Annotated in this window: 30 protein-coding genes; 11 read left to right on the top strand and 19 right to left on the bottom strand. The window is 41.6% G+C overall.

Features of this window, described 5'->3' with window-relative positions; genetic code table 11:
* The 3 genes from V7K73_RS29410 to V7K73_RS29400 form a co-directional block, all read right to left on the bottom strand.
* Positions 1-552, bottom strand: coding sequence for a DUF2231 domain-containing protein (locus tag V7K73_RS29410; RefSeq protein WP_334885567.1), 552 nt, complete (start codon positions 550-552; stop codon positions 1-3).
* Between the two features lie 36 nt (positions 553-588).
* The gene (locus tag V7K73_RS29405) at positions 589-1,329 is read right to left on the bottom strand and encodes an LmeA family phospholipid-binding protein (RefSeq protein ID WP_334885565.1); all 741 of its coding nucleotides are present in this window, start codon (positions 1,327-1,329) and stop codon (positions 589-591) included.
* A gap of 310 nt (positions 1,330-1,639) precedes the next feature.
* Positions 1,640-2,215 carry a Uma2 family endonuclease gene (locus V7K73_RS29400; protein ID WP_334885563.1) on the bottom strand — a complete coding sequence of 192 codons (576 nt, stop codon included), beginning with the start codon at positions 2,213-2,215 and terminating at the stop codon, positions 1,640-1,642.
* Between the two features lie 263 nt (positions 2,216-2,478).
* On the opposite strand from V7K73_RS29400, the gene V7K73_RS29395 reads away from it, so the two are divergent.
* From V7K73_RS29395 to V7K73_RS29365, 7 genes are all read left to right on the top strand, one after another.
* Complete coding sequence (locus V7K73_RS29395; protein WP_334885561.1) at positions 2,479-3,045, top strand: HD domain-containing protein; 567 nt, start codon at positions 2,479-2,481, stop codon at positions 3,043-3,045.
* A 422-nt stretch (positions 3,046-3,467) separates the two neighbouring features.
* Positions 3,468-3,998 (top strand): hypothetical protein, encoded by a 531-nt coding sequence (locus V7K73_RS29390; protein WP_334885560.1) that lies wholly within the window; start codon positions 3,468-3,470, stop codon positions 3,996-3,998.
* Between the two features lie 233 nt (positions 3,999-4,231).
* Entirely contained in the window at positions 4,232-5,065 is an 834-nt protein-coding gene (locus V7K73_RS29385) for a CheR family methyltransferase (RefSeq protein WP_334885618.1), read from the top strand.
* 139 nt (positions 5,066-5,204) lie between these two features.
* A complete protein-coding gene (locus tag V7K73_RS29380) occupies positions 5,205-5,498 on the top strand; it encodes a DUF433 domain-containing protein (RefSeq protein ID WP_334885558.1) in 294 nt (97 codons plus the stop codon).
* Complete coding sequence (locus tag V7K73_RS29375) at positions 5,495-5,860, top strand: DUF5615 family PIN-like protein (protein ID WP_334885556.1); 366 nt, start codon at positions 5,495-5,497, stop codon at positions 5,858-5,860. Before V7K73_RS29380 ends, V7K73_RS29375 begins: the two co-directional genes overlap by 4 nt.
* Positions 5,861-5,985: 125 nt before the next feature.
* Entirely contained in the window at positions 5,986-6,510 is a 525-nt protein-coding gene (locus V7K73_RS29370; protein WP_334885554.1) for a pentapeptide repeat-containing protein, read from the top strand.
* 166 nt (positions 6,511-6,676) lie between these two features.
* Positions 6,677-7,456, top strand: a complete 780-nt coding sequence (locus V7K73_RS29365) for a hypothetical protein (protein WP_334885552.1) — start codon at positions 6,677-6,679, stop codon at positions 7,454-7,456.
* Between the two features lie 40 nt (positions 7,457-7,496).
* Here V7K73_RS29365 and V7K73_RS29360 read toward each other — a convergent pair whose 3' ends face one another.
* The 5 genes from V7K73_RS29360 to V7K73_RS29340 all read right to left on the bottom strand — a co-directional run bounded on the left by V7K73_RS29360 (position 7,497) and on the right by V7K73_RS29340 (position 11,990).
* Positions 7,497-8,099, bottom strand: a complete 603-nt coding sequence (locus V7K73_RS29360; protein WP_334885550.1) for a cytochrome c oxidase subunit 3 — start codon at positions 8,097-8,099, stop codon at positions 7,497-7,499.
* A gap of 106 nt (positions 8,100-8,205) precedes the next feature.
* Positions 8,206-9,867, bottom strand: coding sequence for a cytochrome c oxidase subunit I (gene ctaD, locus V7K73_RS29355; RefSeq protein WP_334885549.1), 1,662 nt, complete (start codon positions 9,865-9,867; stop codon positions 8,206-8,208).
* A gap of 13 nt (positions 9,868-9,880) precedes the next feature.
* A complete protein-coding gene (locus V7K73_RS29350) occupies positions 9,881-10,795 on the bottom strand; it encodes a cytochrome c oxidase subunit II (RefSeq protein WP_334885616.1) in 915 nt (304 codons plus the stop codon).
* An 80-nt stretch (positions 10,796-10,875) separates the two neighbouring features.
* A complete protein-coding gene (locus V7K73_RS29345) occupies positions 10,876-11,493 on the bottom strand; it encodes a DUF2231 domain-containing protein (protein ID WP_334885547.1) in 618 nt (205 codons plus the stop codon).
* Positions 11,490-11,990, bottom strand: coding sequence for a DUF2231 domain-containing protein (locus V7K73_RS29340; protein ID WP_334885545.1), 501 nt, complete (start codon positions 11,988-11,990; stop codon positions 11,490-11,492). The genes V7K73_RS29345 and V7K73_RS29340 overlap by 4 nt, the downstream gene beginning before the upstream one ends.
* A 689-nt stretch (positions 11,991-12,679) precedes the next feature.
* On the opposite strand from V7K73_RS29340, the gene V7K73_RS29335 reads away from it, so the two are divergent.
* Positions 12,680-13,240 carry a chemotaxis protein CheB gene (locus V7K73_RS29335; protein WP_334885614.1) on the top strand — a complete coding sequence of 187 codons (561 nt, stop codon included), beginning with the start codon at positions 12,680-12,682 and terminating at the stop codon, positions 13,238-13,240.
* A gap of 17 nt (positions 13,241-13,257) precedes the next feature.
* Positions 13,258-15,303, top strand: a complete 2,046-nt coding sequence (locus tag V7K73_RS29330; RefSeq protein WP_334885544.1) for a response regulator — start codon at positions 13,258-13,260, stop codon at positions 15,301-15,303.
* 145 nt (positions 15,304-15,448) lie between these two features.
* Here V7K73_RS29330 and V7K73_RS29325 read toward each other — a convergent pair whose 3' ends face one another.
* Positions 15,449-15,820 (bottom strand): DUF2237 family protein, encoded by a 372-nt coding sequence (locus V7K73_RS29325; RefSeq protein WP_334885542.1) that lies wholly within the window; start codon positions 15,818-15,820, stop codon positions 15,449-15,451.
* 710 nt (positions 15,821-16,530) lie between these two features.
* Between V7K73_RS29325 and psbA the strand changes: the two genes are divergently transcribed.
* Both psbA and dcm read left to right on the top strand, forming a co-directional pair.
* A complete protein-coding gene (gene psbA / locus V7K73_RS29320) occupies positions 16,531-17,613 on the top strand; it encodes a photosystem II q(b) protein (RefSeq protein ID WP_334885540.1) in 1,083 nt (360 codons plus the stop codon).
* A gap of 197 nt (positions 17,614-17,810) precedes the next feature.
* Positions 17,811-19,136 (top strand): DNA (cytosine-5-)-methyltransferase, encoded by a 1,326-nt coding sequence (dcm, locus tag V7K73_RS29315; RefSeq protein WP_334885539.1) that lies wholly within the window; start codon positions 17,811-17,813, stop codon positions 19,134-19,136.
* Positions 19,137-19,297: 161 nt separating this feature from the next.
* Here the strand turns inward: dcm and V7K73_RS29310 are convergent, their stop codons facing one another.
* The 10 genes from V7K73_RS29310 to pheT form a co-directional block, all read right to left on the bottom strand.
* Positions 19,298-19,657: a type II toxin-antitoxin system PemK/MazF family toxin gene (locus V7K73_RS29310; RefSeq protein ID WP_334885537.1), complete on the bottom strand. Its 360-nt coding sequence runs from the start codon at positions 19,655-19,657 to the stop codon at positions 19,298-19,300.
* The gene (mazE, locus tag V7K73_RS29305) at positions 19,644-19,874 is read right to left on the bottom strand and encodes a type II toxin-antitoxin system MazE family antitoxin (RefSeq protein WP_334885535.1); all 231 of its coding nucleotides are present in this window, start codon (positions 19,872-19,874) and stop codon (positions 19,644-19,646) included. The genes V7K73_RS29310 and mazE overlap by 14 nt, the downstream gene beginning before the upstream one ends.
* 107 nt (positions 19,875-19,981) lie before the next feature.
* The gene (locus tag V7K73_RS29300) at positions 19,982-20,776 is read right to left on the bottom strand and encodes a Tab2/Atab2 family RNA-binding protein (protein ID WP_334885533.1); all 795 of its coding nucleotides are present in this window, start codon (positions 20,774-20,776) and stop codon (positions 19,982-19,984) included.
* A 58-nt stretch (positions 20,777-20,834) separates the two neighbouring features.
* Positions 20,835-21,104 (bottom strand): YciI family protein, encoded by a 270-nt coding sequence (locus tag V7K73_RS29295; RefSeq protein WP_334885531.1) that lies wholly within the window; start codon positions 21,102-21,104, stop codon positions 20,835-20,837.
* A gap of 322 nt (positions 21,105-21,426) precedes the next feature.
* Positions 21,427-22,146 carry a hypothetical protein gene (locus V7K73_RS29290; RefSeq protein ID WP_334885529.1) on the bottom strand — a complete coding sequence of 240 codons (720 nt, stop codon included), beginning with the start codon at positions 22,144-22,146 and terminating at the stop codon, positions 21,427-21,429.
* A 96-nt stretch (positions 22,147-22,242) separates the two neighbouring features.
* Complete coding sequence (locus V7K73_RS29285; protein ID WP_334885527.1) at positions 22,243-22,551, bottom strand: hypothetical protein; 309 nt, start codon at positions 22,549-22,551, stop codon at positions 22,243-22,245.
* 265 nt (positions 22,552-22,816) lie between these two features.
* Positions 22,817-23,017: a hypothetical protein gene (locus V7K73_RS29280; RefSeq protein ID WP_334885525.1), complete on the bottom strand. Its 201-nt coding sequence runs from the start codon at positions 23,015-23,017 to the stop codon at positions 22,817-22,819.
* Entirely contained in the window at positions 23,004-23,489 is a 486-nt protein-coding gene (locus tag V7K73_RS29275; protein ID WP_334885523.1) for a type II toxin-antitoxin system VapC family toxin, read from the bottom strand. The genes V7K73_RS29280 and V7K73_RS29275 overlap by 14 nt, the downstream gene beginning before the upstream one ends.
* A complete protein-coding gene (locus V7K73_RS29270) occupies positions 23,486-23,740 on the bottom strand; it encodes a WD40 repeat domain-containing protein (RefSeq protein WP_334885613.1) in 255 nt (84 codons plus the stop codon). The genes V7K73_RS29275 and V7K73_RS29270 overlap by 4 nt, the downstream gene beginning before the upstream one ends.
* Before the next feature lie 668 nt (positions 23,741-24,408).
* Positions 24,409-26,859: a phenylalanine--tRNA ligase subunit beta gene (gene pheT / locus V7K73_RS29265; RefSeq protein ID WP_334885522.1), complete on the bottom strand. Its 2,451-nt coding sequence runs from the start codon at positions 26,857-26,859 to the stop codon at positions 24,409-24,411.
* Positions 26,860-27,000 lie beyond the last annotated feature (141 nt).

The raw sequence follows: 27,000 nt of genomic DNA, 5'->3' as shown, positions 1-27,000 counted from the left end.
TTATGGATATCTTCTGCTACCAGCGCCCACTACACCGATTTTGTGGCGATAGGAGAGTTCAGCACCGAACCAGCCAGAAGCGCTAGTCAGTGTACCAACAACGAGCGAAATTAATAGTCCCCAAGGTACTATTCGGGACTCAGCGTCGCCCCAACGCAGGAGAAAGTTGACGAGTGATAAAACCAGGATAGAAATGTTAAGTATTAAATGTACCCAACCGGCGGTGCGCTTGCGAACTCGTTCAATTTTCATAAAGTCGCTCAGACCGATCGCAGCAGCGAGTAAGCCTCCACCTAATCCGAGTCCGATTAACCATAGCGAAGCCCTAGCCCAAAAGAAATCATGAGTTAACCAGTAACCAATGTCACTTCCCAAGGCGGCGGCTAAAAAGGCGATGGGAAAAATCACACTCAGGGGATGTAGGGGATGTCCTGCGATCGCAACTGTGCTAGGTACGCCGGTATCAAGATATTCACTGTCGTTACTTTCAATAACTGGTGGAATATTTGGAAAAGGTGTTGAACCTGTTTGCGTTGTGTCTGTAGTTTCCATTTTTAGTATCCTAAATTTATTAACGTCCTATTATTTTTAAGCTGAAGGAATTTTTTCTACATAAGCTTCAGCTTGTAGGGTTAGTTTGCCTACTTCTACTTTTAGTTGGTTAACTTGCAGACTCATTCCTTCTAAATCGAAGTTACTCAAATTTAGAATTTCGCTCGTTTGATCTATCAAAGCTTTTGTCAATTCTGGCGATATTTCTTCACTTTCGCCATACTCGACATTTTCCAGAGTAACAGTTTTTCCATTGCCACTGATCTTGGGGACTGCGGAAAAAGCAACTTGCTGATTTTCACCAGTTTCTACTAATTTCATGCTGGCATTTAGTGCTACTTTCCCATCACCAGGTAGTTTAAAATCTACATGTTGAGGTTCAATAGTCCTGAGTTCCCCGTTTACGTGGATTTTTTGGCTTTGCAGTTGCGATCGCACATATTCTGAGTTAAAGGCGCGATTAATATCAGCTTCGGTTAACACAACCTGTGCCTTAGCTTCAGTAGGTTTAGTAAGTTCAATTTTGCCAAAAGCTACACTCAAAGGATTGATGGCAATGTTAGTCATTTGCATTTTTAATTCCTCCATGCGGAGGTCTTGCTGCATAACCAAACCTTCACCTTCAATCGTGACTGCATCCACCTGCCCCTGAACCAGCTTCAACGGGTCTGTTTTGATGTCTACATCTAAATTTTCTACTTCATCTAATTGGCTAGATAATCCTATTTCTGCCGCTTTATTTAGCGCCTGTTCTCCTAATCCAGCACTGTCTGGCATTATTAAATTTACTCCTATAGATAGCATATTCTTAAGTTAATTTAAGAAATTATCATCAAAATTTTATCTATCTGCCGATGGAATATAGATTTAAATATTGTCTATCTAAAAGTAGAATTATCTAATTTTTTATTAGATAAAAAATTTTTTTCTCCTCAGAACTTTTCAGGCGCAGACGTAGAGCGCCTTGTGGTCAAATATCGCTCAAAAGAAAGATGATATCTTGAGAATTAAATCGTTAAGCTACTTGTTTTAATTAATGCTGCACCAAAATCTCTTTAATGGAATTGATATCAAATTATAGTCAATTTTATAATAATTTTCTTAAAGGCAAGGAAAAACCAGGCACAACATCTTCACCGCTTAATACTGCCGTAGCTGGATATTGAGTAATTGAACCATCCCGGCGATAAACTAAAGCTTGCTGATTTTTACTATCAATTAACCATCCTAATTGAACACCATTACTAATATATTCTTCCATCTTGGCTTTGAGTTTTGCCAAGCTATCGTTTTTAGAACGGATTTCAATTACAAAGTCGGGTGCTAAATTAATAAATTTGTCTTCTTCTTGATCCCAACCTTCTGGCAAACGTCCTTTAGCGACAAAAGCAGCATCAGGCGATCGCACTGCCGTATTTGCTAATCTAAAACCTGTACTTGAACTAAAAACTTCACCTAAATCCTGACTTTCTACCCAATTCAACAAATAGGCTCCTGCTTTTATTTCTCGATTACCAGAAATTCCACCAGTCGGGGGCATAGTTTCTAATGTACCATTAGCATTGCGTTCAAACCGCAGTTCTGGGTTTTGCGAACTCATCAGCATTAATTCTTCATCAGTGACAGTATACAAAGACTGCACCGTTATTTTTTCGCTGGTCATGATGATGCCATCGCAAGCTTGATAGATATCTCAATTTTAGGCTCTCTACCCATCTCCTGTGCATTCTCTGTGTCTGGAGTAGTTTGTTATAAAATTGACATTAAATCTTTTCCCTCACCCCCAGCCCCTCTCCCAAGGATGGGAGAGGGGAGACATGATTTTAGTTCCCCGAATCCTAAATGATGGGATTCGGGGTTAGGGGATGAGGGCAAACACAAAGTTTTTGCACCTGACGGGATGCTCCCTTTTATTCTTTGAAAACAATGCTCTCAGAACGCTTTACCACAGCCCTTACCTATGCCACCCAACTGCACGCCAACCAAGTTCGGAAAGGTTCAGGTGTTCCCTATGTTGCCCATTTATTAGGTGTCGCCAGTATTGCCTTAGAATATGGGGCAAATGAAGATGAAGCGATCGCAGCCCTCTTACACGATGCGATCGAAGATCAAGGTGGTGCTGCAACACGCGAAGAAATTCGCCGTCGCTTTGGTGACAATGTAACAGCAATTGTAGATGGTTGTACTGACGCTGATACAACTCCGAAACCGCCTTGGCGACAGCGCAAGGAGGCATATATTGCTCATATTCCTACTGCTTGTTCATCAGTACTTCTCGTATCATTAGCAGATAAACTTTACAACGCCCAATCTATTCTCAAAGATTATCGCGTTTTGGGCGAATCACTTTGGGAACGTTTTCAGGGAGGTAAAGAAGGAACTCTTTGGTATTACCGTGCGCTTGTGGATGCCTTCAGAAAGACTGGAACCACTGTAATCATTGACGAATTAGAACGGGTTGTTGCACAAATTAACGTATTAGCATCTAAATAAAAATGAAGATATGTTTCGTAAAACGGATGCTCCCATTGAATCTAGCAGGTTCTACTTTGCAGTTCTAAACCACCTCTATCTTGAAACCTATAGTTCTTCCATGATCAAAAGGATTTGTCCCCAACCCCGAATCCCAAATCTGGGATTCGGGGAGCCAGAATTTCAAACTCCCTCTGAAGCATTTGGGAGAGGGATTTAGGGAGAGGGTGAAAACTACGGTTCTCAACTTAGATAAGGTTTAGTTCGATTATTCAGAAATAGATAAAAGTTTTATGGAAACTAGACAAATAACTTTTTTACAAAGACGATATAATCATGTGTCTCACGAAAAGATTTTGGCTTTTAGGTTCTTTCTCTAGATAAAAAATCTTTCTCCCGGTAGACAGGTGTACTTACATTATTATGACTGCTACGTTACTAACATGACAATAGTAAGACAAAACGCCCTAAATACAACCGTAAGTCCTTCATTAAGCTCTCCAGAAACCTTGAGAGAAAAAGTTATTGAAGCAGAGCGGATGCACGATGTTCTGCTTTTATTGCAAAACTTGATTAACAGTGAAGAAGCCACTGTGAAACTAATTCTGGATTGTCTCTATGATGTTGGCTCAGTTAATCTGATCAACCAAAAGCTTCGCCTGAAACCCTTAAACAGGGTGATGAAATTAATTGCGCGAATGTCCAAACCACTTTTTAGAACTTTGGCTTTAAGTTGGTTTAAGAAAAACTGTCCTCAATTAATTACTAATTGGCTACATACGCAGGTAACTTTTGAAAGTACCCAAAAGAAACCCCAACAAGTAGCTGTTGAAGTTGCAGAACTTCAACCATATCCCATACCACAGAGAGAAAATCTCAGTCAAGAGATTAAAAATCTGCGTTCCCAGGTAAGATGGCTAGTTGGGATTTCAATAATAGCGATCGCTGCTTTAGGAATAACAGCCATTCGGTGAAACCCAAACCCATAAGTAGCACCGTTATCAAATTTAATAGATCCACTAAGCTATTTTCGGCGTAAGATTTACTTGGGTTATAAAAATCCTACCACTTTAAAATGTGAATATTTTTTTCTCCATAAGGTGTTTTGGGAAATCTTCGTTTGGCTAACTCCAAGCAGCTTAACTCGTTGTATTGCCAGCACATTTAAATAACTGGAACTGGCTCAACATATATGTTAATTCGTACTATGACTTTACCGAAGCCTACCTTGGAGGATATAGAAATACATCTGCTTTTGGAAGGTGTGTATCAGTATTACGGTTATGACTTTCGCAATTATGCTCTTTCCTCACTCAAGCGCCGCATTCAGGGGTTCATGGAATTAGAGGGGTTAGCAAATGTTTCTGCATTACAAGAACGCTTACTCCACAACCGTGCCTATTTGGAACGATTTTTGCTGGCTCTGACGGTGAATGTCACATCAATGTTTCGTGATCCCAGCTTTTATCACGCCTTCAGGAATCAAGTTATTCCCTTCTTGCAAACTTATCCGTTTATTCGCATCTGGCACGCTGGATGCTCGACTGGTGAAGAAGTCTATTCAATGGCAATTTTACTACAAGAAGAAGGGCTTTATCACCGATGCCGTATATATGCTACTGATACTAATGAGAAGGTATTACAAAGTGCCAAAAGTGGGATTTTCTCGCTGAAACTGATGCAAGAATATACTCAACTTTATTTGAAAGCAGGTGGCAAAAAGTCTTTTTCAGAATATTATACAGCGGCTTATGACAATGCTATATTTCGAGCATCTTTAAGAGAAAACGTTGTTTTCGCCCAGCATAATTTAGCAACTGATAGCTCTTTTAATGAGTTTAATGTCATTTTTTGTCGTAACGTCCTAATATATTTTAATCAGGTACTTCAAAAGCGGGTATATGAACTGTTTTATAATAGCCTTTGCACCTTTGGTATTTTGGGTTTAGGAAGGCAAGAATCCATCAGATTTACCCCTTATGAACAGTACTATGAAGAAATAGTCAAAGGTGAGAAAATATATAAGAAAATGGGGGTGTAGTAGGACAACTATATTTTAAACTGCTCTAGGCTATCAGCGATCGCCTTCCACCAAGGTTTGACCAACCCATTCGTTCGCCCTCTTGCCATCAGATTAAGCTAAAATCCTCATAAAAGCATTGACTGTAGAGGAAAACACTTTGACTGTAGCAGTTAATATTGGTAGTTTGATTGACTCTCATCCTGGAATTCATGGGGGTACTCCTTTGATTGCAGGCACAGGAGTTACCGTTCGTCGAATTGCAATTTGGCATAATGCGGGTCATAGTATAGAAGAAATTGCCCATGAAATAGGGCATTTAAACTTGGCACAGATTTATGCGGCATTAACCCATTACTACGCCAACAAAAATGAAATCGATGTGGACATTGCAGCAGATGAAGCTGAATATGATCGCCTCCTAGCCTTGCACAGTTCTAGTAAACAATCGTGAGTCAAATTCGTCTGTATACCGATGAGGATTCTAACCGTCGGGCAATTGTGCAAGCTTTAAGAGAGAGGGGTATAGATGTAATAACGAGCTTGGAAGCAAATCGATTAAGATACCCCGATGACGAGCAGCTTATATGGGCGACGGAGCAAGGCAGGGTGATATATAGCGGCAATGTGCGAGACTTTTACCGTTTGCACACCGAGTTTGTCACAGGCGGACAACCTCATGCAGGTATACTGCTGATGCAGCAACAGCGATTTTCAGTGGGTGAGCAGGTACGTGGAATATTAAAACTGTTGGTGATAAAATCAGCTGAGCAGATGCACAATCAAGTTGAATTTCTCAGTGATTGGCTTGATTGAAGTGCTAGAGGCTTGCAGAATGTTGATTTGGAAGTTGAAGTTAAAGGGGTTTCGCGGTTGAGTAGATCGGACTATATCTTAGTAGCACTATATTTGAGATTAGAAAATAAATTGGATGTTAAATTATGGCTTGGGAAATTAGCGCCGAGGAGTTATTGCAGCGATATGCTGATGGGGAGCGAGATTTCCGAGGAATTGAGTTGATTCAATCTCAGGGTGTTCCCTCGGATAGTTCGATCAACCTCGAAGGGGCTATTTTGCGAGATATCAACTTGCGCAAAGCTTACTTCAGACAAGCCGATTTGACTGGAGCCGATTTGACTGGAGCCGATTTGTTTGGTGTTTCCTTGGAAAGTGCTTGGTTGAAACGCGCTATTGTCAGGGATGCTAATTTGCATTCCGCCAACTTGAGTTGGTGTGATTTGACTGAAGCCGATTTGAAGGGAACCGACTTGAATCATATCAACGCTAGTCGTGCTAGCTTCTGTGGAGCTAACATCGGTGGTTTTTCTTACGCCATTTTGGCTCATGCTAACTTTCGTTCGGCTGACGTCTCAAAGACCAATATTTGTAGGTTCGGTAATTTGATTTGGGAGACCATTATGCCCAATGGTAGTGTTGAAAGGGGCCCTTACTGGAAATGGAAATAGATTCTCTTCCTCTGTCGCAGGCATCAGGGGAGTAGGTTTAATTACATTTAGTCTAGTTAAAATATCATTAACATTACAATTATTAATTGCTTCCTGAATTTCTGTGGAAATATTAGATAAGAAATTATACCTAAATTACAGATTAAAGTCTTAAAGGAGATTGTCGATGCAGCTACTCGAATGTCCTCCTGTTGCAGTCATTGCTGGAGAAAATGCGGTTCACGTTTCTCAACTACCTTCTACATGGCAAGACATTGCTAGATGTTGCGCCAGTGTGGGAATTTCCCATCCCCAAAGCTATGTTGAGATGGCACAGTTGTTCTTGTATAAATTACAACATGGTGATGTTGACTTGTTTAGCGATCGCCCCCAACTAGCTCACTTGATACCGTCATTTTCTCAGCTATTTGCACCACTAGCATGGGAAACCCTAGAGTTTTTTGGGCAAGACTTTCTCAAACACAGCTATCCGAACTTTGCAGAAATTCTCCGTGATGTGGAGTCAAAGGGTACAGAGTATGCTAATGAAGTCAAAGTGGCTCGTATTGGTATAGATTTATTCAACGAGTTTGGTTATGAACTACCCGCCAGCTTCTATCATGTGCATTTAGCGCCAATTTACCGCGATCATGTTTTTGAAGAACGCGCCTTAAGATTTGATCAGCGCGATATTGAACACAAACGGGCTTGGGATGCCATACTTCATGCAGGTAAAGTATTTGCGATTCAGATGAAGGTGCAAAGTATTGCTTCCAAATACGGTTTTACTTATCAACACGGCTGTGGTTGTAACTCTCACCTATCTTCCATTGATGTATCTCGTGGCGCATTTGAATATGAATTGAGTCCCGAAAAGCGCCAGCGATGGATTCGCAGTTTCATTTGGACTGCTTGGTATGAGTATGCCTTCTTTGCGATCGTGCCAAATACGAGTTATTTAGTTTAAAGGGAAATGGCTGAGGGAGTAATTTCTCCCTCATTTTGATTTACTGCCAGACGTAGATTAGGATAAACAAAATAATCCAGATCACATCGACAAAATGCCAAAACAACGAGGTTGCATTGACGCCGAAGTGACCTGTATCGTAGTTTCCAGGTATGAAAGAACGTACCAAAATAATCAACTGCAACAGAATGCCGGTAAAAACGTGCAAACCGTGGAAGCCTGTTAGTAGGTAAAACGTCCCACCAAATACCCCTGATGTGAACCCAAAGGCGAGGCCGTTCCATTCAATCGCCTGTCCAACCAAAAAGTAAGTTCCCATCGCCATTGTTGTCAAGAGAAACAGGCGAAACTTTACTAAGTCATGGCGTTGAAGGGCGCGTTCGGCTAAGTAAATTACAAAGCTACTGGCGACAAGAATTATGGTGTTGATTGTCGGTTCTTTGATTTCTAGCCCGGAAACACCGGCTGGTAGCCAGTTAGGGGTTGTTGTTTTGTAGATGGCATATCCGGCGAAGAAACTTAAGAAGATGACGCTTTCTGAGAGGAGGAAGACGATGAAGCCAAACATTTTGTTGCCTTCTTCGTCGTGGGTATGTTCTGCGCCTGTTTGGTGTAATTCATTTGAATCGATATAACTGTCCATTGGTGGAATTATGTTTTACCTTGAGGGGAATTTGAAACGCAAAGGAACGCCAAGGGAAGCGCAGAGGGACGCGGAGGGTTTTTGCGTCTTCCCGATATGTTTGGGTTTATTCTGGGAGGTTGGCTGTTAAGGGTTCTGATTTGCCGTAGCCGTAGGGTTCGGAGATGATGATGGGGATTTCTTCAAAGTTTTCTACTGGGGGGGGTGAAGAAACTAACCACTCTAGGCCGATGGCTCGCCAAGGGTTAGCGGGGGCTTTCTCGCCTTGCATCCAAGAAATTACCATGTTGAAGATGAAGGGCAACGTGGACATTCCTAAGAGGAATCCGCCCAGGCTGGCGATGACATTCCAGAATTGATACTCTGGGGCGTAGGAAGCAACTCGGCGTAACATTCCTTGCAATCCTAAGGGATGCATGGGCAAAAAGTTGAGGTTGGTGCCGATGAAGGCTAACCAGAAATGGATTTTACCCCAGCTTTCGGAGTACATCCGCCCGGTCATTTTGGGGAACCAGTGATAAATGGCGGCAAATAAGCCCATTGTCACTGTGCCGTAGAGGACGTAGTGGAAGTGTCCCACCACAAAGTAGGTATTGTTAACGTGGACATCAACCGGCACGGAGGAAAGCATGATCCCTGTGATGCCGGCGAAGACAAACATGATTAATCCACCAAGGGCAAACAGCATGGGGGTATTTAGTCGCAGTTTACCGCCCCAAATAGTGGCTACCCAAGCAAATACTTTGATTCCTGTGGGGACAGATACGCACATTGTCGTCAGCATGAAAATCAACCGCATCAAGCCGGATGTACCACTGACGTACATGTGGTGTACCCAAACAATGCCGCTCACTCCTGCAATCAAGATGGATGAAATAGCGACTACTTTGTAACCAAATAGAGGTTTACGTGAATAAACTGGGAAGATTTCTGAGAAAATCGCAAAGACGGGCAAAATAATCACGTAAACGGCGGGGTGGGAGTAGAACCAGAAGTAATGCTGGAACATGACTGGATTTCCACCCTTGGCGGGGTCAAAAAAGGCAGTGCCAACTGTGAGGTCGAGTAGCAGCATCACTGCACCGGCTGTCAGTGCAGGTAATCCGAATAGTTGGATAATCTGGGCGCTAAACACTCCCCAGACAAACAAGGGCATCCGAAAGAAGCCCATTCCTGGGGCCCGCATTTTGACGATTGTGGTGACAAAGTTTACTGCCCCCATAATTGAGGATACGCCGGATATTGCCACCGCTAAGAGCCAGATAACTTGACCATTAATTAAGTTACCTGTGGGATTCTGGAGACTAACTGGCGGGTAAGACCACCAACCCGCTTGGGCTGGGCCACCAGGGACGAAGAAGCTACCCATCATCAAAATCCCAACTACTGGCACCATCCAAAAGGCGACGGCGTTGAGGCGGGGAAATGCCATATCTCGCGCCCCAATCATCAGGGGTACTAAATAATTAGCAAAACCAACCAGTGAGGGAAATGTCCACAAAAACAGCATGATGGTGCCGTGCATGGTGAACATCCCGTTGTAGACGGTGCGATCGACTAAATCTGATTCGGGTGTCATCAGTTCTCCCCGCATCACCATCGCAAAGATACCGCCGACAAGGAAAAAGAAGAATGAGGTAACGAGATACTGGATACCAATAACTTTATGGTCGGTACTAAAGCTGAAGTATTCTTTCCAGTTACCCGGAGATTCGTGGTTAGGCTTCTCATCAGGGAGAAGGATACCTTGAATAGGAACATTAGTCATGGTTAGTTTCCTTTCAACCAGGTGAATTGACTAGAGGAGGTGCAGCAGGTGGAACTGTAACCCAACCAGTTTGGACTGATTGATGGGATGTTTGGGCATACTCAGCAGCTGCTTGATTTTTTGCTGGAGATGGCTTCTGGGTTGCAGCTTGGGCTAGCCACTGTTGATAATCTTCAGGAGATTCGACAACCACATTCGCCTGCATGGTGGCAAAGTATGTACCGCTATATTGAGAATCGGTCAACCGATATTTGCCAGGGCGGATGGGAGTAAATTCAAAGTCGATCGCATGGTTGGGAATAATATCCTGCTTGAGGCGGAATGCAGGAATATAAAAGCCGTGGAGAACGTCTTGCGATTTTAATGCTAAACGTATCCGGCGATCGCTAGGTAAATGCAATTCGGTACTAGTAATATCTTTTTCGGGATAATGAAAAACCCACGCCCACTGTTTAGCTAGTACGTCGATTTTTTCTACAGGTTCTACTAAAGCCTTAGCTGGTGCTGCATAACCTGATTCCATTGCCAACGGATTATGCAGATGAACTAGTTCTGATGGGCCTTGAATCCCCATTTGTTCGTAAACTTGGTAGCTGTAACCCGCAATCCAAAACACCAAAAGAATTGGGATTGCTGTCCAGACAACTTCTAAGGTGATATTGCCATGAATTGGGGGACCGTCGGTAAAATCATCTTTAACTGCCCGATGGAAAATAACAGAATACATCAGAGTACTTGTTACTCCCAAAAAGATGAAGGCACCGAGGGTTACTAAGAAGCTAATCAAATCATCAATTAGTAGGGATTCGGCTGCTGCTTGGGGGGGAAGCCAAAAGTAAGCCTGTTTCCCGATCCAGAGACTCGTAATAGTCACTGCGATCGCGCCTGTCAGCAGCGTCAAAATATTTAAAATCTTCTGGATTTTCATGGTCATTGGTCATTGGTCATTGGTCGATGGTTAGTAACTTTAAACAAATGACAATTGACAAAGGACAATTGACAAATGAATTATTTGAGTGTTGTGTTGAGGTTTTGGTGCGATCGCAGTAAATTATCTGCTGTATTGTGTACGCCAAACTCGGCAGCCATTTGCGCCCCTAGTGTCCCGTGGACGTACAGAATGAACATGATTGCTATGCCTGCCAAGAGATAGATCCATTGCACTTCTCTATCTGTCTGTTTATATTCTTGTTTGGCCCAAACGAAGCGCTGCCATGCTCTCCAGATGGTCAAAACAACAATCAGCGCTAATAAGAACACACCACCCACACCATGCCAAAGCATAGTTTGCATCGCCTGCAATCCCCAGGCACTTTTCATATCAGCTGGTGGTGTTGCCAACAACATTTCGTAAAAGCCTGCTCCCACTGTGAAAAATGTAATGATGCTCGCAGCTAGCATGTTGTACCAGCCAACATCAAATAAGTTGTCACGTTCCACAGTAATTGCTAAAAATTTGAAGACCCATTTTTCAAAGGGGAACAGAACACCGACAATATCAAAGGTCATCCCAATGATGAACAAACCTATTGTCAAATGCACTAAGTTGGGATGAATCGGAATTGTGTAAGGTAATCCGTTTGCGCCTAAAGAGCCGCTCAATTGGTCAATTAATTCTGAGTTCATCGCAACAGACCATCCTTTACTGCTTCCACAACTGGCACTGTATGCAATCCATACACCCAAACAAGTTCATCTCCGAGATATACCTGCAAGCCAACTATCAAAGTTAAAATTAGTCCGGCTGCCAAATAATAAATTGGTACTTTTTGCGGGTTGCGGGAACGAATTACATAGCGCCAAGCTGTAATTGCCGTGATGATTCCCGAAAGCGACCAACCTATTAGCGTATGCAAACTCAGCACCGATTTAGCAAGGCTGTAAGGCTGTGCTAAACCCGCTTCAAACTGACCAAAAATGATCGCCACGAAGATAGCGATCGTCGCAACTAACATGTTCCACCAACTCACCTCAAAAAGGCTGGTTTTACCAGTAAAATAGCCAATTACATCACAGAAAAAGGAAAACAATACCATCGCAATTACGAAGTGGACAACGATGGGATGAATCGTATCTGGATAGGGTAAATTGTGGTCGTTCAATGATTTAAAATACTCAAGCATTGTATTCTCCTGGACATATCTAACGCACTTTGGGCAATCAATTTTGGATTTTAGATTTATTCCGTCCCTGACGAGATATAAACCAGAAGACCTTAATCGAAAATCGCTATTCAAACTTCCATGATTGATGGAGATTCACTAACATCACTACAAGTATCCATCCATAATTGACCGAAATCTGTTCAATATGTGCGCGGTGCAATACCCTTAATCATGTCTTCGCTTTTTGTAGACAAATTTAGTAACCTTGCCTTTAGAGAACAATTTTGGTTGCGATTAATTTCCTCATGCCAATAGTCTGCAACAGCAATTTTTGATGTAGCTAAACCAAATCGCTGTCGTTTGTTGATTTGCTTAACCTATCTTTTAGCTTAAGTAAATTTTTATGAATTGTCAAAACAATAATAATTAAACTTTTAAAAGTTAGTTAGTTAGCAAAAACATCTTTCTAGAATGTATCGATTCTGGCATTAACTAAAATTTAAAAAATCATAAATATCATATTTTTTATGTAAAGTATTCCACAATGATAAAATTTTTAATTGTAATGTAAATGACAAAAATATATAATTTTGATTAGTGGGTAGAAAAGCGAGTCAAGGTAAGTTAGTAGCTGTGGTGGAACTGGAGAATGCTGAAAAAATTTAATGAGCCATCAAGTCACACTAACAGGTGTGAGGACAAAACAAGTGGCATTTGAAATTGTGGTAATTGGTACTTCTTTGGGCGGATTATCAGCCTTAAAAATTATCCTGGGTAATTTACCAGCAGACTTTCTAGTGCCGATTGCGATCGTGCAACACCGTCACAAGGAGTCTAACAACACACTCCAGGAGTTATTACAAGAATATACTTCGTTGCCGATTCAAGAAGTAGAAGACAAAGACGAAATACTACCAGGCCATATCTACATAGCACCACCAGATTATCACTTATTAGTTGAACTAGGTCATTTTGCTCTTTCGACTGATGAGCCTGTTTCTTATGCCAGACCATCTATCGATGTGTTATTTGAGTCAGCAGCCGATGTCTACAGTGAGCAAGTTATTGGTGTAATATTGACAGGAGCAAACCAAGATGGTATGCAAGGTCTTAAGAAAATAAAAGCGCGGGGAGGGCTTACTATCGTACAAGAACCTGCCACAGCCCAAAGCGATGTTATGCCAGAAGCAGCAATTTCTGCTGTTGCAGTAGACTGGATTTTAACACTTTCAAACATTGCTTCCCAAATGGTCAAGCTTTGTCATTAATTACGGAAAAAAAACCCATGCAGATGGAACCCAAAGTAAACATCCTCCTAGTGGATGATAAACTAGAAAATTTGCTAGCACTAGAAGCAATCCTAGAAAAACTGGGAGAGAATCTGGTAAGAGCTACTTCTGGGGAAGAAGCTTTGAGGTGTCTGCTACATCAAGATTTTGCAGTGATTTTGCTGGATGTGCAAATGCCAGGGATGGATGGCTTTGAAACTGCAACCTTGATTCGCAATCGGGGGCGATCGCGTCATACTCCAATTATCTTCCTCACTGCTTTTAGCACCAGCGACCAAATGCTATTTAAAGGCTATGCCTTAGGTGCAGTTGATTATTTGCTCAAACCATTAGACCCCAACATTTTGACTTCTAAAGTGACAGTATTCGTAGAACTATTTAAGAAAACAGAAGCTGTCAAGCAACAAGCAGCGCAGCTAGTAGCTGTGAATGGGGAACTAAGACAAAGTGAAGAACGATTGCGATCGCTGAGTACTTGTTCACCGGTTGGCATTTTTGAAATTGATACTGAAGGTGGCTGTAGATATACTAATCCTCGCTATCAGATAATTTGTGGCTTGAAAGCAGCAGAGAGTTTAGAAAAAAGATGGTTAGAATCTGTTCATCCAGAAGATAAAGAACGAGCAGTTGTTACTTGGTCTAACTACATTTGTGAAGGTCGTGATTACTCTGAAGAATTTCGCTTTCAAACGGCTCATGGCATCGTGCGTTGGGTTCAAGTTCGCTCATCACCCATGCTTTCCGGTCAAGGAGAATTGCTGGGATATGTAGGCACCCTCGAAGATATTACTGAACGCAAACAAGCAGAAGAAGTCCGCGCTCAAGTGATTCGAGAACAGACAGCAAGAGCCGAAGCAGAAGCAGCAAATCGGATGAAAGATGAGTTTCTCGCTGTTCTCTCCCACGAACTCCGCACACCCTTAACCTCAATGCTGGGTTGGTCAAAAATCCTCCGCTCTAAAAAACTTGACGAAAAAGCCACTTCCCGCGCCCTTGAAGCGATTGAACGCAACGCCATATCTCAGATGCAACTAATTGAGGATATCTTAGATGTATCCCGGATTATCCGTGGTCAGTTGCGGTTAAATGTATCTGCGGTGAATCTGCTCACGGTAACGGAGGCAGCCTTAGAGGCAGTGCGTCCCCTAGCAGAAGCAAAAGATATTAAATTAAATACTGTTTTGGATACTTCGGTCGGGTCAGTTTATGGCGATCCAGCCCGGTTACAGCAAGTTGTCTGGAATCTACTAACTAATGCGATTAAGTTTACCCCTAAGGGTGGCAGGGTAGATGTGGATCTGTCAGTAGTCTGTGGTGAAGAACAAGAAATAACTCACAAATATGCCCAAATTCAAGTTATCGATACGGGTATTGGTATCAGTTCCGAGTTTTTACCCAAAGTATTTGAGCGTTTCCGGCAAGCAGACAGCACCACAACGCGATCGCACAATGGATTAGGATTAGGACTAGCGATCGTCCGTCATCTAGTAGAACTGCACAAAGGTACAATATTTGCCCAAAGTTTAGGCACTGGAGAAGGAGCAACCTTTACTGTGAGACTGCCACTGCTACAAGACAATAGGGCAAGCAGAGCCAGTAGAGAAGCCACAGGAGAAATTTCTTCCCCTGTGGTATCCACCCCTCTAGCTGGATTAAGAGTTTTAGTCGTAGATGATGAAGCAGATACCCGTAACTTTCTCAGTTTTATGTTTGAGGAATATGGGGCGTTTACCACTGCGGTAGCATCAGTTGATGAAGCGTTGGCAGTAGTTGAACAGGCAAAACCAGATATTTTGATTAGCGACATCGGCATGTCAGGGCAAGATGGTTATACGCTGATTCGGAAACTGCGCTCTTTAGAACCAGAAAAAGGCGGACGTATCCCAGCGATCGCTTTAACAGCATATACGCGAGAGGAAGACCGCCTAGAAGCTCTAAGAGCAGGGTTTCAGCAGCATTTATCTAAGCCAATAGACCCCACTAAATTGATTGCTATGGTTGCCGATGTATTAAAACTACCTATGGAAGTTTCAGTGGGTTGATTTGGAATTGGGGAGTAGGGAGATCAGGGAGATGAGGGAGATGAGGGACAAGAATTAATAAGCAATGCCCACTCCACTGCCCTGAGCGACTTGTGCCAAGCGTTGCCGAGGTAAGCCGAAGGGATGTCCCATTCTCAACTTCAAATCAAGACAAAGTTAAGGCATGTTTTTTCAATTCGTCTAGGGAAACCATTTCTAAAGCTCTAGCGTGGGTTGCAGAGAGGATGACGGGTGGAGCAACGCCAGCATCGAGAGCTTCTTGCCAGCGAGAAGCACATAAACACCAGCGATCGCCAGGTTTCAGTCCAGGAAAATTAAAATCAGGAACAGGTGTGCTTAGATCGTTCCCGTGGGATTTGGTGAACTCCAGGAATTCTGATGTCACTTCGGCACATACGACATGCGACCCGAAATCCTGACCACCTGTGCGACAAAAACCGTCGCGGTAAAACCCAGTTATGGGAGAAGTGCAGCAGGCTTCTAGGTTTCCACCGATTACGTTTTTAGCTTCTGTCATCGTTAATTCGTTGTACTTGATTTTTTCACTTTCATATAAGCCTATATTGACACTTCCTTAGTGAATTAAAATCGCTATCCCTTGTTAATTCGGAAAAGCAGGGAATTTTAGAATCACTACTCAGATCAAATTGTCAACTTTACAGTTATTCAGAATGGTGCAATATCTCAGTAGAGCTTCCAATAAAAACCCCTGGTAGTTAGCCAGGGGTAATGCAAGTCAGTACTTTTTCGCATGGAATGTATCCTACTTAAATACCATAGCAACCGTCTAATTTAGAGATATGCCATTTTGCCAAACAAAAAAAGCCCCCAGTGGTAAGCCGAGGGTTAATTTTTTTGGAATAGCGCTAATCTACAAAGTTATTGTTCCCAGATAAGTAGGTAATAGAATCAGAATTTCTACAACTATATATATTGTGATGTCATACAAAAGAGAGCTTTGGCGGATCTTAACCTCATTGCTTACCTTTACAGGACTTACGCAAAAACTCTCTCAAACTCTTATTCCTCTGTGTTCTCTGCGTCCTCTGCGGTTCGTTTTTTGGTCATTTTGCGTAAGTCCTACTTTAAATAAGTAAAGCTGATAGAACTCATCAGCTTTACTGAAGTAAAAAAACTTGATTAAAAAATGTAAAGCACTGTAAAGTATTTTCACAGGCAAACACAAACCAGCCTGATTCATAAACAACTAACCGTACTTATAAAACCATGACAGCAACCTTACAACAGCGCTCAAGCGCCAACGTATGGGATCGATTCTGTGAGTGGATCACCAGCACCAACAACCGGATTTACATCGGTTGGTTCGGCGTAGTCATGATCCCCACCCTGCTAGCCGCCACCGCTTGCTTCGTAATCGCCTTCATCGCCGCACCTCCAGTAGACATCGATGGTATCCGTGAACCTGTTGCAGGTTCCTTGATTTACGGAAACAACATCATCTCTGGTGCAGTAGTACCTTCCTCCAACGCTATCGGCTTGCACTTCTACCCAATTTGGGAAGCAGCTTCCTTAGATGAGTGGTTGTACAACGGTGGACCTTACCAATTGGTAGTTTTCCACTTCTTGATCGGCGTATTTTGCTACCTCGGTCGTGAATGGGAACTATCCTACCGCTTAGGTATGCGTCCTTGGATTGCGATCGCATATTCTGCACCAGTAGCAGCAGCAACCGCAGTATTCTTGGTATACCCAATCGGACAAGGTTCATTTAGCGATGGTATGCCTTTGGGTATAAGCGGAACCTTCAACTTCATGATCGTGTTCCAAGCAGAACACAACATCTTAATGCACCCCTTCCACCAATTAGGTGTAGCAGGTGTATTCGGCGGAAGTTTGTTCTCTGCAATGCACGGAAGCCTTGTAACTTCTTCACTAGTTCGTGAAACCACCGAAACCGAGTCTCTTAACTACGGTTACAAATTCGGTCAAGAAGAAGAAACCTACAACATCGTTGCAGCCCACGGCTACTTCGGTCGTTTAATCTTCCAATACGCTTCATTCAACAACAGCCGTTCACTGCACTTCTTCCTCGCAGCATGGCCTGTAATCGGTATCTGGTTCACCGCCTTGGGTGTAAGCACAATGGCGTTCAACTTGAACGGTTTCAACTTCAACCAATCAATCATTGATTCAAGTGGTCGTGTGATCAGCACTTGGGCAGATGTAATCAACCGCGCTAACTTGGGTATGGAAGTAATGCACGAGCGTAATGCTCACAACTTCCCCTTAGATTTGGCAGCTTTAGATGTTGCTCCTGTCGCTCTTACCGCTCCTGCTATCAACGGTTAAATAGTAAAGTTTAGCTAAATCTTAAAGCGCTCTCCCAAAAGGGAGGGCGCTTTTTAGTGTCAACAAGAATATTTAGAAAGAAGATAATATTATATTTTGCGATCGCACATGCGGAATGCGGGTTACTATGCTGAATCAAAATTATCAGAGAACCTACATAATATATTAAACTTTGGGATAAAACTAACTTAGTATCTATGGATAAAATTCGGTTTGTAGATTTATTTTCAGGAATAGGGGGAATTAGATTAGCCTTTGAACAGGCGGCTGATTCTTTAAATATAGAAACTGAATGTGTTTTAAGCAGCGAAATCAATACAGATGCTCAATTAGTTTATGAAAAAAACTTTGCTCAAAAAGCATTAGGTGACATTCGATTAATTGATCAACTACCAAAACATGAATTTTTATTAGCTGGGTTTCCTTGCCAGTCTTTTTCTCATGCTGGTAAAAAAGAAGGGTTTGTCGATACACGAGGTACGCTATTTTTTGAAATAACCAGATTACTTGATACTTATAAACCACAATCTTTTATTTTTGAAAATGTCCGAGGGCTTTATAGTCACGATCAAGGACGAACTTTAGCAACAATTAAGCATGAAATTCAAAAAAGAGAATATAGTTTTCATGCTTTTTTACTGAACAGTGCAAACTTTGGCTTACCGCAAAATCGTGTCCGCATTTATTTGGTAGGAATTTTAAATGCTTCTCCCACTTTTGAATTAATTTCTGATGTGGGGCCGAAAGACTCTCATTCATATAATCCTCAGCAGTTATCTTTGTTTTATCCACCAAAAAAGTCTGTGACTGTTGCTGACATTTTGGAAAACAATCCAGATGAAAAGTATGATTGTTCACGAAAGTTTGTCAATGCTTTGAAACGAATATTTAATAATAATTTAAACCGCTTACATGGGATGAGGCTGATTGATTATCGCGGTGGAAACTCTATTCATTCGTGGGATTTAGGATTGCGTGGTGAGTGCAGTGCAGAAGAAATTGAACTTATGAACCGTTTTATATTAAAGAGACGGAATAAAGTATTTGGACAAGAACAAGATGGCAAACTATTAACTCAAGAGCAAATAGCCAGTTTTTTTGAGCATCCCAATTTGGCGGAAATTTTGAACTCACTAGTTAGAAAAAAATATCTAAAACTTATTAATGATAAATATAAACCTCTATCGGGTAACTTTTCATTTGAAGTTTATAAGTTTGTAGATCCAAATAAGATTTCAGTAACGCTGGTTGCTAGTGATGCTAATAGATTAGGAGTTTATCACAATCAAAGAGTGCGGCGACTAACTCCGCGAGAAGCTGCAAGGCTGCAAGGTTTTCCTGATAGCTTTATACTTCATCATAATGACGATAAGGCTTATTATCAACTGGGAAACTCTGTGAGTATTAATGTCGTAAAAGCTGTGGCTCAGGAAGCGATTATAAAAACCTTATACTCTACTCAAGAAACAATAGATATATCTAAACGTTCACTTGATTTTCTAACACCCTTAAATAATTCGTAATACCTCGACTTCGCTTGGCACAAGGAAAGTAATTAAGTTTTGTGACTCTTATTTAGCGCTTTCGTTGGAGCGCCGGTTTCCTGCGCTCTGAACTTTGTTCTTAGACCCCGACCCAAAACGTTCTGCCTGTAGAGACTCTTGACTTAAACCCCCAAAGTTCGTTAAACCACAAATCCCAGAACTACATTTAAAGCTGTATGAATAAGTTCCCAGTAGTCTGACTCCAGCACACCCACCAAACCCAAAATACGACTATTGTCAACAGCACGAATTTGCCCAACATCAATAAAACGGTCTTGGTCTAGTCCATTATTTGGTGTTGCTTTTATATTGACAACGTAAGGGGCTTGTTTACTTCCGGGTCGAAATGGCATGACAATTGTCAGCAACCCATACTGATTCATGATGTCATTTTGCACAATCAAACAAGCGCGGATTTTTTTTGCTTCAGCCCCCACTGTTGGAGCAAGATTCACCCAACGTATTTCTCCTCGCCGATAAGTTAAATTACTCCCTGGCATTTATACCATCTCCAGCAATGCCGTCCCAAGCAGCAATTTCAGTTCGATATTCTGGATCTTCAATATCCTGCTTGAGGGCTGCAATCATTTCTGTTGCTAAAATTCGGCGGCGGTGTTCTGCCAGCAATGTATTGATGTATGCACTACGGTTGCCCTGTGCATACTGATCTACAAATCGCAGAATATCTTCTTCTAAGGTAATTGTGACTTTGAGCATCTATAATTAATTTTTAGTATTACTATTTAGTATGATTTTATCATCATACCAAAATTTGCTAAACTTATACCAATTTGAAACCGGACATATGTTTTTGGCTATTAATATCAATCTTCTGTCTGCAATAGCCAAAAGCCGCTATAAGTCATCCCGGAATCATCGGGCTGGACTAACAAAAAATGCAAGCCTTGGCAATGCTTTTTGCGTTGTTGATATGCTTTGGCTGCTGTTGTAACTTCTGGATCTTCAAAAGTGGCAACAATCCATCTATCCACCAAGCCAGCTTCTAATATTAAGCCATCTGGTGCGCCAGATATGTAATTCAAGCCTACGGGACGGGCTTGCTGCAACCACCGCGCTAGGCGCATCGATTGGCGTCCACCATAAATTACTACACCAGGGACGGGGACTGTTGATGCCAAACCCAAATTGATGGGTTTGCGATGTTCTGGGAGGTGCAAAATGGGAATGGGGCGATCGCTAAAACTCGTTTCTACATTACTAGCAGCTAGAGTCGCAAAACGCCATTGTTCCCCCCAGAGGTTTTCTGGTAATGGTGCTGGGGGTGGTTTATCCACGGTTGAGGGATATTGCTTTTCTTGTAACCACTGTTTCAACGCTAAGGTGTGGCGGGTAGGTTCGATATTAATACTTAAATTGCGTCCCGCCGCCTCAATTAAATTTAGTGACTGAGGACGAAATACTTGAATTACATCCGGCAATTTTTCACCACCTGCTAATTCAAGTTGAGCAGTAACCCAGTTAGAATTTGCTGCTGACTGGAGACAGGTAGCTTCATACTCAAAGCTGCGAGTTGCGTCACAAATCAACAACTCCCATAAAACTTGTCCAGATGCATCTGGTAAGGGACGACGATAAAAATCAACTTGCCAAATTTTCATTATGTAGGGCATGGGGCATGGGAGGATGGGAGAGAGTTAAAAATGACTAATGACTAATTCAAAAAGCTTGAATCCATTCTTTGACAGAATATTCAGTCCAGATGCCATTTTTCCAGTAGGGATCATTTTCAATTAACTCCCGGACAGTGGCTTCGTCTTCGGCTTCGTAAATCCCAAAAACTTTTGTGACATCTTTGGTGGGGCCAATGGTAATCAGTACACCGGATTCTTTTTGTTTTGCTAATCCGTCTAAATGAGCTTGACGGTGGGGGGCGCGTTTTTCGATAACGTCTTCGCAGTAAGTCCCCCAAAGTACATATTTAGTCATAATTGCTTGTTACTCCTACTGGTTAATAAGATATTACAATGGCGAATATAGCGGTTCTTGCTTGGATGCAACACAGTTTGACCTCTTTGACCTCTCTCCAAACCTCTGTCCTAAAAGGAGAGAGGCTTTGAATCTTACTCCCCAACGCTAGTAGGGAAGGGGTTGGGGGTTAGGTCTGTATTGCACTTAAGTGAGAAGCGCTATATTCGCGGCTACACAAACTCTCGTCCACCTCCGTGGACTAATACACTCATCAAGGATTCTTAACCCACGGAGGTAGGTTAAACCTCGTGTAGATGCGGTTTCTAAGCGCCCTTTTAACTCAAGAGCTAGACTCTATTTGTTGTCTCAACCAATCACGAAAATTAGCATGATAAATACTATAATTTATTTCTGCTGCTATTGATTCTAAATGTAAAAACTCTCGCCACTTGTCTAAAATTACTTTGATTTCATATTCATCTTGATCTAATCTTTGCCCGTAGCTTGCCGCCGTAGGCATCGCTCCTATTGATATTGATTGCTCTTGAACTAAGATATTTAACACCTCTAAACCCATTGGTTGCTGTTTAAGGGTTGCTAAATTCATTTTTTCTAAGTGATTTTGGTAATATAATTGTAAATTTTCAGGGTAAATATCCTGATTAATAGCTGTTAATATTTCTTTAACATACATAAAATTTGTTTCATCATCATCAAAACGTTGCTCTGTCTTTTGGAGCGAAACGTCTCCCGGATTATTCTCTTCCCTAAGGTCAGAATCAGTTGATTCATTTAAATTATTTTTAAGATATTTTTTAATATATTTCTGGATGTCAGCGCGATTTTGCTCAGGGTAATTTGATAAATCTAAAGATTGGGCTGGTGTTTCAGTTAATAAACCTGATTTATCTTTCAAAGAAGGACGACGACTCAGGATAAAATAAACTTTTTCGGGTAGATATCGGGGTAAATAGAATATATTTGAGCCGCGTGGTTGATTGTTGATATCAATTCTATCGCAGCCATGTATAGTAATAATTAAATGTTGTTCTGGATGCAATCTATCACTAATTTGTTACAGTAATAATGATAAGAAACTACTGTCTTTTGTGGTAGAATCAGGAAAGTTAGCGGTGAGGTTTTTACTACCTTGATTTTAGGTGATTTCTATTAATTGAGTGCAAATCGTCGTCAGAAATTCCTCAACGCGATTTTTACCTGTAATTTCGACATTGTAATAAAGAACTCCCGGATTTTGACTGACATAATGGGCAAGAATGGCACTTTTACCAATACCAGGATCACCGATAATAGTAAAGTAGCCCCGGTCAAATTGGTTGAGAAATTTGTTGATAGCAGCAAAGATAAATTCACGACCGACAAAATTACGGCTTTTTTCTGTAATAATTGCTTCAAATTCTTTGGGATGTCCTCTCGGATTTTTGATAGTTGTGTTATCAAACATTGATTTACTTCATTTACTGTTAGAGGATGTTTTAAAAGTCATTTTATAGGTAGCAAAACGTTCTAGATCCCCCTAAATCCCCCTTAAAAAGGGGGACTTTGATCCAGTTCCCCCCTTTTTTAGGGGGGTTAGGGGGGATCAATAAGTGCGTAAAATCACAGTTAACCACTTTTCAAACAACCTCTTAGAAGGAATTCAATTTCTCGAATTAACAACAGATCGCACTACAATCATCTTTAAGATTTAATATAAATGTATTTATTATTTAGCCTATTGTTTCTTTTCTAATTTCTTCAATATCTTGCCAAAATTCTGCTCTTGTTAAATTTTTTAGAGACTCTTGGCGTTCTTTTGTATAATCACCAGATCCCCAACCCATTTCTTGTAAAAAGCGAATTGTGTCAAGTTGTCCCAACTCTTTAACTAAGGCTTGATAACCTTTTGTGCGTAATTCAATGAGTGTCATTTTCATCATCTCCATTTAATAAAAAACTATTCATTAACCAAATAACAGGGTTTTCTAATTTAACTTGTAGTATATTACTATATTTAATTGCTTTTTTGAGTAATCTATCATCCGTCGTTAATAATACATCTATTTTAGCAGATTCAGCACAAGCAACATGAAAGGAATCATAAAGACTAAACCCTAATTTTTCTAATTCTTGAGAACGTTTATCTATTTCTTTATTTAAAATTATTTGATAATTAACTAAATTTAATAGTTCTCTAATTTGTTTGAATTTATCAAGATTAGTCATTTTTATTAACTCTGCTTCAATAGCTTCGCTACTGACTAATTTATATTTTCCTGCTTTAACCTGCTTTAAAATTTTAATAACTGCTTCGCCTTCTAAACGGTTTCTATCATGACTCCAATCATCAAAAGGGCGATTTAAACAACAAACATCAAGATAAATAAAATAAGATTTGCTCACTCTATATCCCCTCCTTCTAAACGAAGGAAATGAACACGCCCTGACTGTTCTCCTGCTATAATTGTCAACCCATCTGGGGAAACTGCACAGCAAATTATAGGACTATCACCAATAAAAGTAGAGATTTCCTTTCCTGTCTCTAGATCCCACTGTTTGAGGGTGTTGTCAGATGAACCAGAAACGGCTGTTTTTCCATCTGGGGCGATCGCTACTGCAAATACCTTGGATTTATGACCAATAAAAGTAGAGATTTCCTTTCCTGTATGCAGATCCCACTGTTTCAGGGTCTTGTCAGATGAAGCAGAAACACTTCGTTTTTTTGAGCTTGTTTAATGATTATTTGACTAGTTTGAGGAGCATATTTACTAATCAATGAAGTAATGGCGGCAAATTCTATCATCGTTGATTACCGAAAATTTAGTTTTTTATGAGTAGCGTCAGAGCAAATTATACAGTAGATACTGTTTATTAGTAATATAGATGTAATACTACTTTATTGAAGCAACTGGGATTAGTGTTATTAGGGACTGACAAATAAAAAAATACTCAACTATTTCTTGTGAGGTGGGCGTCTCGCCATTAGTGTCAACTTCAGCTTATTGGGCTTAACTGTTGGCTTCATCACCCGCCCTGAACTGAAGTTCAAGGCTAATAGCGAAACTCTACTGAAGTAGACTAAGGATTTTTGGAGATATTTAGTAATCTTTAGATTACTTTTGCTATTAGCAAGAAACTTCAGTTCCTTGTGGGACATAACTTTCACGTTAAGTTGACACCAATGGCGACACGATCGCACGTAAGGAAGGGCAGACAAGATGTCCACCCCACAAGTAGTAGTAATTTATTTCTTAGTAATCCCTTAGAGGCGATCGCTACATCTGATGTATAACTTCATCAAACACGTTGAATCGCGTCTCTCCTAACTCCTCAAATTGACGCCGAATTTCTCCACCAAAGCTTCACGCACTTTATTGTGTACTGGTTCAACTTCAGCCTCAGTCAAAGTGCGATCGCTAGCCCGATAAACTAAACGAAATGCTAAACTCCGCTCTCCTTCTTTTACATTTTCGCCACGATATTCATCAAATAATTCCACCGATTCGAGCAACTCTTTACCAGCTTTGGTAATTACTTTTTCAATTTCAGCAACTGAGATTTTCACGGCGGCGAAAAAGGCAATGTCCCGATCGCTCGCTGGATAGGTAGAATAAGGCTGGAATGTTGGCACAAGAATTTCATCTTGTCCTAGAGATTCTAAAAGCACATCTAGATCCAACTGGAAAACATAAACGGCATCTGGTAAACCTTTTTCTCGTCGCAATTGCGGATGGAGTTGTCCAAAAATTCCCAGCCTGGTACCCCTAATCCACAGAGAAGCAGTGCGCCCTGGATGTAAGCGATCGTCGCGGCGATCGGGTTGAAATTCGATTTCTAAGCCCAGTTGCTGAAATACACTTTCTAAAATACCTTTGGCTTCAAACCACGTTATAGGTTGTTCGCGTCCACTTTTTGACCATTTTCCAACGGTGCGATCGCCTCCCACAATCCCCGCCAGCGCTTCTGTTTCTTGCAAACCGTCTTCTTCTTGCCAGAAAATTTGCCCGATTTCAAAACCGTTAAGGGCGCCATTACCCTGCTCTAAATTGTATTGAAAGGCATCAATCAGCCCAGATATCAAATCGGTTCGTAGGGCTGAATATTCGACAAATAAGGGGTTTGACAGGACTATATTTCTGTCTTCTCCTGGTTTGACTAAAGAATACTGGATTAATTCTGTCAACCCCTCAGCCCGGAGGAAAGCTCGTAACTTGCGAATCAATTCCTCATCTAAAGGCAGATAACCAGCTTCCGCTTTTTCTGGTAAAGTATCACAAAATCTGTTGTAGCCATAGAGACGGGCAATTTCTTCAATTAAGTCAATTTCTCGCTCTAAGTCGCGGTAACGATAGGGGGGAACAGAAACTGACCATGTAGGTTGATGGTTCGTATCTTCTCCTGAAGAAGTTAACTTACATCCCAATGCAGTCAGGATGCGCTCAACGTCTTGTTCTTGGAGTTCACCTGTATCCTCTCCTAAATCGATTGGCCCCAATATTTGATTAACGCGGTCTAAACGCAGGGCGATAGAACGACTCCAGGTAGACGGATCGGGGCGGGTGTCGGCAATTTCCTGCTGGACAATAATTCCACTAGCTAATTCGCTAATTAAGGATAAGGCGCGGCGATTAGCTATTTCCAACTCAGCGCGGTTAACTCCCCGTTCATATCTGCCAGAAGCCTCACTTCTTAACCCAACACTCCGGGATGAACGGCGAATTGCTACGGAATCAAATAAAGCTGCTTCTAAAACTAAACTTTGAGTCCCTTGATGGACTTCTGTTTCTTCTCCACCCATGACTCCCGCCAATGCAACAGGTCTGTCGTTAGCGGTAATTAATAAATTTTGGGTTGATAGGGTGCGAGTTTGTCCATCTAAGGTTTTGAGGAATTCTCCAGCATTGGCGAAGCGAACACCAATTGTTAAATTTTCGCTACTTGCAACAGATTGTATGCGATCGCAATCAAAGGCGTGCAGTGGTTGTCCCCATTCCAACAAAACGTAGTTAGTAATATCCACGACATTACTGATTGGACGTACCCCAGCCGCCCGCAAACGCTGTTGCAACCATTCGGGAGACGGAGCAATTTTGACCTGTTCAATTACCGTACCAATGTATGCCGGACAAGCTTGGGTATCGGCAATTTTTAAAGTTAAATTTCCCCCACTTTTGGTAATAGAGACTTCACCCGGTTCAGGAATGCTCAACTTCCCACCAGTTAAAGCTGCTACTTCCCGCGCTACGCCTACCATACTCAAAGCATCAGCGCGATTAGCAGTTGCAGTCAAATCTAAAATTACATCATCTAAACCCAACAACGGCCGCACATCACTACCCAATGGTAGATTTTGCTGAGTAAAAATATGAATTCCTTCTACATCGGTGGGTAAACCGAGTTCTTTTAAAGAACAAATCATCCCTTGAGATGGGACACCACGCAGTTTTGCAGGTTTAATTTTTAAATCGATCTTGGGTAAGTAAGTACCCGTAGTTGCCACTGGCACATAGATATCTGCCTTGACATTGGCAGCGCCACAGACAATATTTAAAGTTTCACCTGTACCGATATCGACTTGGCAAACACTCAATTTATCGGCGTTGGGATGGGGTTGACGCTCAAGCACTTTCCCGATAACAACGCCATTTGCCCAAGTGCGGCGATCTTCAATCTCTTCTACCTCAAACCCAGCCATTGTCAGGGTTTCGGCTAATTCTTCTGGACTAAGTTTTATCTCTACTAGTTCGCGCAGCCAATTTAGAGAAATACGCATGGAGTGTGCTTTTTTTAGGAATCGTCTTTTGTTCTCATTTTAGGGTGCCTACTAGCGATCGCTGGCTACTCGTCTGGCAAGGCGTACCCTTTCACTTGAACAATCCTACTACGTTTCAGTAGGGGCAATTCATGAATTGCC

It is taken from the genome of Nostoc sp. (assembly GCF_036916975.1).
In the GTDB taxonomy this organism is placed as follows: domain Bacteria; phylum Cyanobacteriota; class Cyanobacteriia; order Cyanobacteriales; family Nostocaceae; genus Nostoc.
This window is presented reverse-complemented; position numbering and strand designations above follow the sequence as displayed.